General features: G+C 61.9%; 8 protein-coding genes. 4 read left to right on the top strand and 4 right to left on the bottom strand.

Annotated features, from left to right (window positions below; genetic code table 11):
- The 3 genes from purL to AADJ04_RS15490 all read left to right on the top strand — a co-directional run.
- A partial coding sequence (gene purL / locus AADJ04_RS15500) for a phosphoribosylformylglycinamidine synthase (RefSeq protein ID WP_341240159.1) occupies nucleotides 1-1835 on the top strand: 1835 nt, incomplete at its 5' end.
- Between the two features lie 313 nt (nucleotides 1836-2148).
- Nucleotides 2149-3132, top strand: coding sequence for a DUF808 domain-containing protein (locus tag AADJ04_RS15495; RefSeq protein WP_341240158.1), 984 nt, complete (start codon nucleotides 2149-2151; stop codon nucleotides 3130-3132).
- 156 nt (nucleotides 3133-3288) lie between these two features.
- Nucleotides 3289-3885 carry an OmpW family outer membrane protein gene (locus tag AADJ04_RS15490; protein ID WP_341240157.1) on the top strand — a complete coding sequence of 199 codons (597 nt, stop codon included), beginning with the start codon at nucleotides 3289-3291 and terminating at the stop codon, nucleotides 3883-3885.
- Between the two features lie 275 nt (nucleotides 3886-4160).
- On the opposite strand, the gene AADJ04_RS15485 is transcribed toward AADJ04_RS15490, so the two are convergent.
- The 4 genes from AADJ04_RS15485 to AADJ04_RS15470 all read right to left on the bottom strand — a co-directional run bounded on the left by AADJ04_RS15485 (nucleotide 4161) and on the right by AADJ04_RS15470 (nucleotide 8506).
- The gene (locus AADJ04_RS15485) at nucleotides 4161-5954 is read right to left on the bottom strand and encodes an ATP-binding protein (RefSeq protein WP_341240156.1); all 1794 of its coding nucleotides are present in this window, start codon (nucleotides 5952-5954) and stop codon (nucleotides 4161-4163) included.
- 99 nt (nucleotides 5955-6053) lie between these two features.
- On the bottom strand, nucleotides 6054-6449 hold the full coding sequence (locus AADJ04_RS15480; RefSeq protein WP_288486064.1) for a VOC family protein: 396 nt from the start codon (nucleotides 6447-6449) through the stop codon (nucleotides 6054-6056).
- 107 nt (nucleotides 6450-6556) lie between these two features.
- Entirely contained in the window at nucleotides 6557-7045 is a 489-nt protein-coding gene (locus AADJ04_RS15475) for a CopD family protein (RefSeq protein WP_341240155.1), read from the bottom strand.
- A 117-nt stretch (nucleotides 7046-7162) separates the two neighbouring features.
- Complete coding sequence (locus AADJ04_RS15470) at nucleotides 7163-8506, bottom strand: diguanylate cyclase (RefSeq protein ID WP_341240154.1); 1344 nt, start codon at nucleotides 8504-8506, stop codon at nucleotides 7163-7165.
- 392 nt (nucleotides 8507-8898) lie between these two features.
- Between AADJ04_RS15470 and AADJ04_RS15465 the strand changes: the two genes are divergently transcribed.
- Nucleotides 8899-12045 (top strand): EAL domain-containing protein, encoded by a 3147-nt coding sequence (locus tag AADJ04_RS15465; protein ID WP_341240153.1) that lies wholly within the window; start codon nucleotides 8899-8901, stop codon nucleotides 12043-12045.
- The last annotated feature ends 158 nt before the right edge of the window (nucleotides 12046-12203 follow it).

Below are 12203 nucleotides of genomic sequence, written 5' to 3'. Positions count from 1 at the left end.
CCGAGGCCATCACCAACCTGCTGGCAGCGCCCATCGAGCTGCCGCGCGTGAAGCTGTCGGCCAACTGGATGGCAGCCTGTGGCGAGCCCGGCGAAGACGCCGCGCTGTACGAAACCGTAAAGGCTGTGGGCATGGAGCTGTGCCCCGCTTTAGGCGTTTCTATCCCCGTGGGCAAGGATTCGCTGTCGATGCGCACCCAGTGGAGCGAAGGCGCGGACAAGAAAAAGGTCACATCCCCCGTCAGCCTGATCGTGAGCGCGTTTGCCTCGCTGTCCGACGTGCGCGGCACGCTCACGCCCCAGCTCAATGCCACCGAGGCCGACACCACGCTGGTGTTGATCGACCTGGGCAAGGGCCAGAACCGCATGGGCGGCAGCATCCTGGGCCAGACGCTGGACCAAAGCGGTGACGTGGTGCCCGATGTGGACGATCCGCAAGACCTGGTCAACCTCGTCAACGCCGTGAACGCACTGCGCGCCAAGGGCCAGATCCTGGCCTACCACGACCGCAGCGATGGCGGCCTGCTGGCGGCGGCTGCGGAAATGGCCTTTGCGGGCCATGTGGGCGTGGCGCTGAATGTGGATCTACTAGTGACCGAAGGCGATGGCGTGAGCGACAGCCGCATGGATACGGGCGATGCCAAAAACTGGGCGGGCCAGGTCAGTGCCCGCCGAGAAGAACTCACCTTGAAGGCGCTGTTCAACGAAGAGTTGGGCGTGCTGCTGCAAGTGCGCACCGCCGAGCGCAATGAAGTGATGCAGACGCTGCGCGAGCACGGCCTGTCCAAGTTCAGCCACTTTGTGGGCAAAACCCGCCCGGTGTCGTCCGAAATCGACGCAGGCAAAGGCGAATTGCAGGTCTGGCGCGATGCCAAGGCCGTGTTCAGCGCTCCGTTGGCCGACCTGCACCAGGTGTGGGACGCGGTGAGCTGGAAGATTTGCCAGCAGCGCGACAACCCCGCCAACGCGGATGCCGAGCACGCAGCCGCTGGCGAGCCCACCGACCCAGGTTTGCATGTGCATCTCACATTCGATGCCGCCGACAACGTGGCCGCGCCATACCTCAACCTTGCCAAACCCAAGGTCGCCATCCTGCGCGAGCAGGGCGTGAACTCGCACATCGAGATGGCCTATGCCTTCACCGAAGCGGGCTTTGAGGCCTTCGACGTGCACATGACCGATTTACAGACCGGCCGCGTCAAGCTCGAAGACTTCAAGGGCGTGGTGGCCTGCGGTGGCTTCAGCTATGGCGACACGCTGGGTGCTGGCATCGGCTGGGCGCGTTCGATCACCTTCAACCCCGTGCTGGCAGCGCAGTTCCAGGGTTTTTTTGGCCGCACGGACACGTTCGGCCTGGGTGTGTGCAACGGCTGCCAGATGTTTGCCGAGCTGGCCGACATCATCCCCGGCGCACAAGACTGGCCACGCTTCACCACCAACCAGAGCGAGCGCTTCGAGGCCCGCCTGTCGCTGGTGGAAGTGCTGGAATCGCCCAGTCTGTTCCTGCAAGGTATGGCGGGCAGCCGCCTGCCGATTGCGGTGGCGCATGGCGAGGGCTATGGCAACTTCAAGTACCGGGGCAACGCCGACAAGGCGATTGCCGCCATGCGCTACGTGGACAACCACGGCCGCGCGACAGAGCAGTATCCCTTCAACCCCAACGGCAGTGCTGGCGGCTTGACGGCAGTGACCACGGCCGACGGCCGCTTCACGGCCATGATGCCGCACCCCGAGCGTGTGTTCCGCAACGTGCAGATGAGCTGGACCAGCGAAGACCAGTCGCAGTACAGCGGCTGGATGCGCATCTGGCGCAATGCCCGTAAGTGGGTGGGGTAGCAGAGGCATCCCCCCAAGGCGCTTTGCGCCTTCCCCCTACTCTTGAATCGCTGGCGCGATTCGGGAAGGGAGACGCAGCCACCGCTGCGGGGCGGCCCTTGCGAGGCTGCCCTGGCGCTGTGGCCGCGCGCTTACGGCGGATGGTCGCAGGCGCTGCGCGCCGTGAAGCTTGAAGTCGCACGGATGTGCTTGTTTACGGCGGGGTGACTTTGAACGGGGCTTCGGCCCCGTTGTTGTTGCGGCCTTGTCTGGCACAGCAACGTCTTGGCGCGTTGCTATAGTCGGCGCTCTTCACCATTTCCAAGGATTTCCCATGGCCGCTGGCAGCCTGCTTGCCCTGCTCGACGACATTGCCACCATCCTCGACGATGTGGCCCTCATGACCAAGGTGGCAGCCAAGAAGAGCGCGGCCATGGCGGACGACGTATCCGTCATGACCAAGGTGGCGGCCCAGAAAACGGCGGGTGTGCTGGGGGATGACCTTGCGCTCAATGCCCAGCAGGTGACCGGTGTGCGCGCCGAGCGAGAGATTCCGGTCGTCTGGGCAGTGGCCAAGGGTTCGTTGATCAACAAGGTGATCCTGGTGCCTGCGGCGCTGCTGATCAGCGCATTTGCCCCTTGGGCTGTGACCCCCTTGCTGATGGTAGGCGGCGCGTTTTTGTGCTTTGAAGGCACAGAAAAACTGGCCCACAAATTTTTGCACCCTCAGGCAGCAGAGACCGAGCAAGAGAGTCTGTTGAAAGCCAATTCCGATCCCGCCGTGGACATGGTGGCCTTTGAAAAGGAAAAGATCAAAGGGGCGGTGCGCACGGACTTCATCCTCTCTGCCGAGATCATCGCGATCACCCTGGGTACAGTCGCAACGGCGCCTTTTGCGCAGCAACTGGCTGTTCTCAGCGGCATTGCGCTCATCATGACGCTGGGGGTGTATGGCTTGGTGGCAGGCATCGTCAAGCTGGATGACCTGGGCCTGTGGTTGCATGCCAAGGGCAGCAGCTTTGCGCAGGCGCTGGGTCGGGGCATTTTGTGGGCGGCCCCCTGGTTGATGAAAGGCCTGTCGGTGGCTGGCACCGCGGCGATGTTCCTGGTGGGGGGCGGTATTTTGGTGCACGGCATCCCGGTCGTTCATCATGCGGTGGAGGCTTGGGCTGCTTCTGCAGCCGCATGGCCGGCAGGCTCTTTGTGGTCCGTGGTCGTGCCAAACGGCCTCAATGCGATCTTTGGCTTGGCTGCGGGTGCGCTGGTATTGGTTGCCGTGACGTTCGTTCAGCGCCTCAGAGGCCGCAGCGCCCACTGAAACGTCCTGGATGCGTAGAACCCGCGGCCTCATGCGCGGGGGTGATGACCTTGCGGGTAAACACGGACTATTTGACCTGCAGCAAGGTTGACCATTTCGCTAACAGGCCCAATACATGCACGGGGGCCGTCCCCGTTCAACTGCATTGAGTTCTGTATGAAGAAAAACCTGCTGGCCGTGGCCGTTCTTTGCGCACTGACTTCTGGCGCTGCGTTTGCGCAGCAAGCCGAAGGCCCTTGGCTCGTGCGTGCCCGTGCCGTGAACCTGGATAGCGCCAACAAAGACACCACTCCTTTGGGTCTTTCGGTGAACGACAAGGTGATTCCTGAAGTGGACGTTTCGTACTTCTTCACCCCCAACATCGCTGCTGAGCTGGTTTTGACTGTGCCCCAAAAGCACGACCTGAGCTCTAGCGTTCTGGGTGGCAAGATCGGTACGCTCAAGCACCTGCCTCCTTCGCTGCTGGTGCAGTACCACTTCAACGCTGCCGGTTTCAAGCCCTATGTGGGCGCTGGTATCAACTACACCCGCTTCTCCAGCGTAAAGCTGCCTGCCGGTGTGGATATCGACCGCAACAGCTTTGGTGCTGCCCTGCAAGTCGGCGTGGACATCCCTCTGCAAAAGAACCTGTACCTGAACCTGGACGTGAAGAAGGTCTTCATCAAGACCGACGTCAGCCTCGCTGGCGCCAAGATCGGCACCTTCAAGGTGGATCCCGTTCTGGTGGGCGTGGGCCTCGGCTGGCGCTTCTAATGAGCCAAACGCAACAGCGATGTTGCGTGTATTCCTAGGTGGGGAAGAGCCAGCGCATGCGCTGGCTTTTTTTATGGGCCGGAAAAACTGCAAAAAGACGAGGATGGAGTGTCGCCGCTCTCATTGCTTCGTAAGCGTGCCTTTACGCAGGTCGCTTCGTGAATCTAGGCTTGCTTTCCCAGGATCTGATGCCTTCAAGCGTGTGCCCGCCAGTCCAAAGCTCTGAAGTTTTTCCACATCACGCAGCGGGGAGTGTCTTACTTCTCTCCGTGGGGCTACGGTGTAGTGCAGGGCAAGGTCAGCGTGAATCGGGCACCTTCCCCTGGCACCGAAGACACCGACAGTTCTCCCTGCATCAGCTCTGCCAGAGCGCGGGACAGTGCCAGCCCCAGGCCTGTGCCGCCATGTTCACTGCTGACCTGTGCGCTGCCCTGGCGGAATTTCTCAAAAATCAGCTCGTGCAAATGTTCCGGGATTCCGGGGCCGGTGTCGATCACGTGGAAGTGCAGTTGCGCGCCCTGGGGCTCCACTTCCAGCCGAACTTCGCCTTGCTCGGTGAACTTGAGCGCATTGGACAGCAAGTTGTTCAGAATCTGCTTGAGCCGCAGGCCGTCGCAAATGAGCATTTCCGGGGTCTCGTCGGGGACCGAAACGGCCAGTGCCAGCCCTTTCTGTGCCGCTGAGATGGCAAAGAAATCGGCGGTGTTCTGTACAAGTTCGCGAACAGGGTGGGGCGCGAGCACGATGGGCATAGAGCCCGCCTCGACTTTGGCAAGGTCCAGGATCTCGGTCAAAAGCGTATTGAGATGGTCTGCCGCCTGGCGAATGAGCGTGGCAGCTTCGCGAAAAGAGGGTTCTTTGAGCCGCAGCTCCATCAGTTCCGCGAAACCGCGAATGCTGGTCAGTGGTGTGCGCAGCTCATGCGATACGGCGGTCATGAATTCGCTTTTGGCCTGGCTGGCGGATTGGGCTTGTGCTTCGCTCACCGCCAATGCAGCGTGCGACTCCTCAAGTCGGCGAACGCCGCGCAGGAAGCCCACGCCACTGGCCACGATGGCAACCCCCAGCAACAGGGCCACCACCAGAGTGACGTTGCGCATGCCGCGCCATTCCTCCAGCGCGGCCTCTGTGGTGTTGGAAACCAGCATGTTGAGCGGGTATCCGGGCACGCGCCGAAACGCGGTGATTCTTTCCATGTTGTCCACTGCGCTCACGCGGGTGTAGGTGCCTTCGGGTTTGTTGACGTCCAGGAGAGGGTGGTCACTGGCCAGCTTGAGCACCTGGCCCATGCCGGTGGCTTGACCTCCAGAGACACGTGCGCGCAAGGTGTTGTCATCACCCAACAGCGTTACAGCTCCGCCGGGGCCCAAGTCCACATCGCTGAACACCGTTTCGAAGTAATCGGGGTTGACGGAGGCCACCACGACCCCGTGTAAGTGGCCCTTTGGGGAAACGATCGGGCGTGACAGCTGGAGTGTCCATTTACCCGAGACTTTGCCCAGCACGGGTTTGCCGACAAACAGGCCATTGCGCGTGAGCTGTTTGCGCAGGTCGGGGTTGCGCCCTGGCTCGAGGTGGATCTGGATGTGCTCGCGCTCCGAGAGATCCACGGGGCCGGTTTTTTGGCCATCAGGGTCCAGATTGCTGGCCACGAACCGGCCATCTGCTCCGACCAGTGACAACTGGGTCAAGATGTCTGGCACCAGCCCGGTTTCATTGGCCAGCCGCGTGAAGTCGGATGGCTCGAAGCTGCCCTTGGCCACGGCATCGCGCATGCGCAGCGTGGCTTGGTCGATGGGAGCCAGAACCCGCAGCGTTTGCTCTTGCAGCACACGGGCCAGGTTGGCGCCTTGGCGTTCCTGGGCGACCAAGGCATCTTGCCATTTGGTGTAGAGGGCCAGCCCTATCAAGGCGCCCGTCACGATCAGTGCCATGGCGATGAAGCCGATAACCATGGCCTGCAGGCCTTTGGTGCGTGACGGATGTCTGCGGCCCGCCGGTGCATGGCCAGTGCGGTCGGCTTCTTGAGGCCGAGTGGCCGTGGCGGCTGATTCGAAGTGAATTCCCATAGATCAAGAGGATGCCACGTTATCGCCCCTCTGCGCAGAGGGATACAGTGGTTTTTGGCAGCGTGTGGGTTGGTTCAATGGGCAGCGAGGGCCCGCACCCTAACCAGCCAGGATCGGTGTGCAGAGCTCCACCAACGTACCGTCAGGGCACCGGACATACGACATGGTTTGACCCCAGGGCCGGGCCGCCGGAGCTGACAGCTCTGTGGCACCGTGGCGCAACGCTTGTTCGTGGGCAGCGGGAACATCGGGGGTGACGAACGCGATTTCCATGCCCAGAGGCTTGTCTGACGAGTGCGCTGCCACATGACCGCCTGGAAAATTGGCGTGGCCCAGGGCGTGGTCAGCGAAGGCCAGGGTGGTGGCGCCTGTGTCCAGCTCACCATAGGTGCCCGACTCATGCAAAAACCGTGGAGAAAATCCAAAGGCACGCTCGAAAAAGGCGAGGGATGCGGCCACGTCGGGCACGTAGATGATGGTGTAGCCAAATTGCATGGGGAGCCTCACGTGAGGAGATCGCCCCATTCTGCCTGACACCTGCTGGCGGTGAGCCGGGCCTCAGCGTCTTGTACGAAGGCGGCCCAAACGCCGCCAGCACGGCACTACAGCAGGGTCACCAATGCCACGATGGCGATGCCGAGCCCCAGATTGGTGGCAACCCAGGTTTTGATCTTCGCCATCCAGCGGCCTGCCTCGGGCCAGTTGCCTGCCTCTTTCGCAAGAACGAGCTGTTTGAAAAGCACCAGCCGGAGGTAGCCAAAAATGCCCGTCATCACCAAGCCAATGGCGACCATCAAGGCCCAGTCCAATGGCAGCGAAAACTGGCCGCCCGATTGAACCACCTGCCGCGCTGTGCGGCCCAGCATCCAGATACCTGATGCCAGCAGGGCGGCGATGGCCACGGTCACCGCCGGAAAGAAGCGCTGCAGCACACCGCACATCACGCCAATGCGCACCGGGGGCTCCAGCTGCGGGGCTGCGGGCCGCAGGCAGAAATGGGCAAAGAACATTCCACCCAGCCAGACCATGGAGGCCAGCACGTGAATGAGTTGGAGAAGGGAGTCGAGCATGTTGGTTCCTGGCGATGCCATGGTGAAGGGGGCTGGCAGGGCGGAATTTAGGCCATGGACGCCCTCACATGAGCGATGGCCCCAACTGGCATCAGGACATCCATAAGGCGCCAAGCCAAGGAGGACGCAATTTGCGCTTCAGTTCAGCGGTGAGGAGCCATGGCGTTCGCCCAGGTTGCCTGGGTGCAAAAACGCTTGGTTGCCCCCGCCACGCTTGGCAATGTACATCGCCTCATCGGCCCGGCTGAGCAAGGCGCTCTCATGCATTCCGTGTTCGGGGTACAGCGCAATGCCAATGCTGGGCCGAATGCGCAGTGTGGTGCCATGCAGGTCAAAAGGCTGCGAAAACGCCGACAGCATTTTCTGCGCCATGGGTTGTGGGGATTCGCCCAGGCGAATCCCCTCCAGCAGCACCACGAATTCATCGCCACCGAGCCGTGCCACCGTGTCGCAGCCGCGTACGCAGTCCATCAGGCGTTTGGCAACGCCTTGAAGCAGCAGGTCGCCCATCGCGTGCCCCAGGGTGTCGTTCACGTCCTTGAAGCGGTCCAGGTCAATGAAGAGCAAGGCAAGCTGCGTCTCCTCACGGTGGGCCCGCGCGACAGCGATCTTGAGCCGGTCATAGAACAGCGCCCGGTTGGGCAGGCCGGTCAGTTGGTCGTACTGGGCCATGCGGTGCAGGCGCTCATGCAGTTGAATGCGTTCGATCACCATCGCGACCTGGGGGGCGACGAATTCAAGCAACGCCTGTGCTGCCTCGACAGGGCTTTCGCGTGTGGATCGTCCCCGCAACGCCAACATGCCGAGTGGGCGGTCGCCTGACGGCAGGGGGACTCCCAGCCAGTAACGGGGGTTTATCTCCGAGCCGCCGGATTCGGGCGCTGGCAGAGGCTGAAGCAGCGACGAGCCTTGTTCCAGAACCTGCTGGTAGCAAGCCGTTTCGGCCGCCTCGGCATCCGGCGCTTGCGGGGAGGGGGCCGTACCGCGTGCGTCGTACACCCGGTGAAATCCACCCTGTGGGGTGGTCAGCGCCACAGAAAACCCGAGGGTGTTGATGCGGGCAGCAAGGATGTGATGGATGCGCTCCAAAAGCACAGGCAAGCTGGAAGCTGCGTGCGCCGCAGCGGAAATGGCATACATCGTGGCGTGCATCGACTCCGTGCGCTTGCGCTGGGTGATGTCGTGGGCGACTGCCAGGCGCAGTTGGCGGTCGGGGAGCCACCGTGCCGTCCAGAGGATGTCAACCAACGCACCATCTTTGCGGATGTAGCGATTTTCAAATTGCAGCTGCAAGCTGCCTTCCATGACACGGTTTGCCTGTTGCTCGGTGGCCTGGCGGTCTGCAGGGTGGACGAGATCGAACATCTTGAGGCCCACAGCTTCTTCAGGGGTGTACCCAAAAATGCGTTCAAACGCAGGGCTCACGTAGACCACCTGGCTGTTGGCATCGACGATACAGACTGCGTCGAGCAAGAGATCCACAACGTTCTGGGCCGATATTCTTTGCATTGGCGTTTTCCCGTCTTGCTCAGCGGCTGCAAGCCGCCACAGTGGAGTCCATCCATTGCCTGCCGGGTTTCCCAGGAAATGAAGCCCCATTTTGCCGGTGGAATACCTTCCGTGAGTGCAACTCACACCTGTTGTGAAAAAAGATACGCCGCATCAATATTTTCAAAAGATATCTTTTGCTATGTTTTTAATAGCTGCTGGCGCTTTATGGATGAGCGCTGGAGTCCTATTTTCTTGTATTTTGTGCGCCGCGACAGCTGCCTTGGGATCCCGCAGAATCGGTAGATGCCCGCTTTGACGGGCGAGGGCCTCCAAGCCAGACTTGTCCAATCATCCAGATCAATATTCCCCCTGGAGGGTTCTCCATGGTGTCCCTTTTATCGCACGGCCGTTATCGCCCTTGGTTGGCGGGCTGCGCCGTTGCGGTGATGGGCTTCATCGTTAGCTATTGGGCAGTGCTTCAGCAACTTGAGTCTGTGGGAATCATTGAGCAGACCCGCTTTACCCAAGAGGCCAAGGCGTTCACAGACGCGCTGGGTCAGCGCGTGGCAGCGAACACCGAAATCGTTTTTGGCTTGCATAGCCTTTTTTCCTTGAATCCATCGCTGGGGCGCGCTGACTTTGATCGGGTGGTGACGGAACTGGACGCGGCGCGGCGCTATCCGGGCGTGCGCAATCTGGCCTTCACCAAGCACGTGTCGCGCGAGGACAAAGCCGCCTACGAAGAGTCGGTTCGCAACGATCTGTCCCTGGCGCCCGCGCACAGAGCCTCATTTGCGATCCGCCCCGCAGGCGAGCGGGACGAATATTTCGTCGTGCACTACATCTGGCCGATGCGCAGCGATGCCGAGATGCTGGGGCTGGACATCAGCGCCCAGCCCGCCAACCTGGCCTCCATGCATTTCAGCCGGGACAGCGGCCGTCCGGTGGCGTCCGCCCCCTTCGACCTGATTCAAGAGCGCAACCATCGTACGGGCTTTGTCATTCGCATTCCGGTGTTCGGCCCGCCACAGCCGGGCAGCGCGACGCAGCGTCCGTTTCTCGGGGCGGTCGCGGTCACGCTCCGGGTGTATGACATGGTTCGCGCTTTGCAGTCACAGGGCTACCTACAGGGGCTGTCGGTGGCGATTGAAGATGCCGGTTCTGTGCGTGTGCCGGCGCAAGAGGGTACCAGCCGCTCGTTGCTGGAGCACACCGCTGAGGTGCTTGCGGGTGCTCGGCCTTTGACCAGAGAGCTCGAAGTGCACAGCCGCCTGTGGCGACTGACTTTTCTGCCCACGCAGTCCCTGCTGTCGCCCTCAGAGCAGCGGCTTCCCTGGGTGGCGGGCGCGGCCGGGGGCATCGTTTCTGTGCTGCTCGGGTTGCTGACCGCCATGCTGGTGCGCCAGCGCACCATCGCCTTGGGCCAGGCCAAAGCCTCGGACCATGCCCGCCGCCAAAGCGAGGAGCGTTTTCGCGCCTTGTTCAACCAGGCCGCCGTGGGTGTGGCCCAAGTCGATTCCCACACAGGGATCATCCAGCGCATCAACCAGCGGTACTGCGACATCATTGGATACTCGCCCGAAGAGCTTGAGGGCCGCAGCTTGCGCGAAATCAGCCACCCTGACGACCAGCCTGCGGGGTTCGCGCAAATGGAGCGACTCAAGGCTGGGGACATCGCAGAGTTTCGTATCGAGAAGCGGTATTTCCACAAAAACGGGCGCGAAGTGTGGGTGGACCTGACGGTAACACCCATGTGGTCGCAGGGCAGTAACCCGGACTATCACATCGCCATGGTGCAAGACATCACCGCGCGCAAGCAGATGGAAGAAACGCTGCGCGGCAATGAGCAGCGGCTGTTGAACATCCTGCGGCGCTTGCCGGTGGGCCTGTGCCTGGTGCAGCGCGATGGGCGCATGAGTTTTCGCAACGAGCGATTTGTGGAGATCTGCGGTTACACCGAGGAAGACATCCCCACGGCAGAACAATGGTGGCTGAAGGCCTACCCTGACGTCGAGCTGCGCGCACGCCACCGTACAGCCTGGAGCAGTGCGTTGACGAAGGCGCACAAGTCGGATGGTGCCATCCCGGCAGCGGAATATTCCATCCAATGCCGGGATGGACAGCAGCGCACGGTCGAGATTGCGGGCGTGCTGGTGGGGAACGACCACCTGCTGACCATGGTGGACCTGAGCCAGCGCAAAGCCGCTGAAGAGGAGATTCGTTACCTCGCCTTCTACGACCCGCTGACGCGCCTGCCCAACCGGCGCCTGCTGATGGATCGCCTGCAACAGGCCCTGGCCACCAGCGCCCGGCATCAGCGCAGTGGTGCCTTGCTGCTGCTGGATCTGGACAACTTCAAGACCCTGAACGAAACCCAGGGCCACGACCGGGGAGACACGCTGCTGCTGCAGGTATCGCACCGCCTGCGCGCCTGCGTGCACGAAGACGACACCGTGGCCCGGCAAGGCGGGGACGAGTTTGTGGTGGTGCTGGAAGACCTGGGCGATACCCGCGAGGAAGCTGCCGCGCGCGCAGAAGAAGCCGCGCAGAAAATTCTGCTGGCACTGCGTGAGCCCTACACGCTGGGTGGCGAAACGCACCACAGCTCGCTCAGCATGGGCATCACCATCTTCAGCGGTATGCGTGAGACGGTGGATGAGTTGCTCAAACGGGCGGATTTGGCCATGTACCAGGCCAAGTCTGCCGGCCGGGATACCCTGCGCTTTTACGATCCCCAGATGCAGGCCGCCGTCAGTGAACGGGCGGCGCTGGAGCTGGACATGCGCGCAGGCCTGGCGCAAGGGCAGTTTGAGCTGTACTACCAGCCCCAGGTAGACAACGGCCGCATTACCGGCGCCGAGGCCCTGTTGCGCTGGCGGCATCCGCGCGATGGCTTTGTGTCACCCGCCCAGTTCATCCCGCTGGCGGAGGAGTCGGGCCTGATCCTGCCCATCGGTGAATGGGCGCTGCAAGCCGCCTGCGAGCGACTGGCGCTGTGGGCGCAGCAGCCGGCTCTGGCAGGGCTGACCCTGGCGGTGAACGTCAGCCCCCGCCAGTTTCACCAGAGCCGTTTTGTGCCGCAGGTGCTGGCGGCCTTGGCCCGGGCGGGGGCGGAAGGCAGCCGCCTCAAGCTGGAGATGACGGAAGGTTTGCTGCTGGCCGACGTGGAAGACACCATTGCCAAGATGTCCACGCTGCGCAGCTACGGGGTGGGCTTCTCGCTGGATGATTTCGGCACCGGCTACTCCTCACTGGCTTACCTGAAGCGGTTGCCGCTGACCCAGCTCAAGATCGACCAGAGCTTTGTACGCGACGTGCTGACGGATCCCAATGACGCCGCGATTGCCCGCACGGTGGTGGCACTGGCCAACAGCCTGGGGCTGGATGTGATTGCCGAGGGCGTGGAGACTGAGGAGCAGCGTGCCTTCCTGGCCCGCAACCATTGCCACAGTTGGCAGGGCTACCTGCTGAGCAAGCCCATCCCTGCCGCAGATTTCGAACAACTGGTGCGCGAATACAACCAGGGCTGATGCCACGGGTAATGGCCGTTCGAGCAAGCGCTTGTGCAAGCGGTATGGCGTGTAGCGCCGTGGTGACGAATGAAGGTAGGGCTTGCGTCAGTTTGCCGCAAGCACATTATGAATAATTATGAATTCAAAACTTGGAGCCAATAGTGCACGCGCTTTTT

The organism is uncultured Acidovorax sp., assembly GCF_964021665.1.
GTDB classification, from domain to species: domain Bacteria; phylum Pseudomonadota; class Gammaproteobacteria; order Burkholderiales; family Burkholderiaceae_C; genus Acidovorax; species Acidovorax temperans.
This window is presented reverse-complemented; position numbering and strand designations above follow the sequence as displayed.

Coding starts and splice junctions, on each gene's coding strand:
- AADJ04_RS15490 (WP_341240157.1), top strand. CDS start 3,289: ATGAAGAAAAACCTGCTGGCCGTGGCCGTTCTTTGCGCACTGACTTCT.
- AADJ04_RS15485 (WP_341240156.1), bottom strand. CDS start 5,954: ATGGGAATTCACTTCGAATCAGCCGCCACGGCCACTCGGCCTCAAGAA.
- AADJ04_RS15495 (WP_341240158.1), top strand. CDS start 2,149: ATGGCCGCTGGCAGCCTGCTTGCCCTGCTCGACGACATTGCCACCATC.
- AADJ04_RS15475 (WP_341240155.1), bottom strand. CDS start 7,045: ATGGCATCGCCAGGAACCAACATGCTCGACTCCCTTCTCCAACTCATT.
- AADJ04_RS15465 (WP_341240153.1), top strand. CDS start 8,899: ATGGTGTCCCTTTTATCGCACGGCCGTTATCGCCCTTGGTTGGCGGGC.
- AADJ04_RS15480 (WP_288486064.1), bottom strand. CDS start 6,449: ATGCAATTTGGCTACACCATCATCTACGTGCCCGACGTGGCCGCATCC.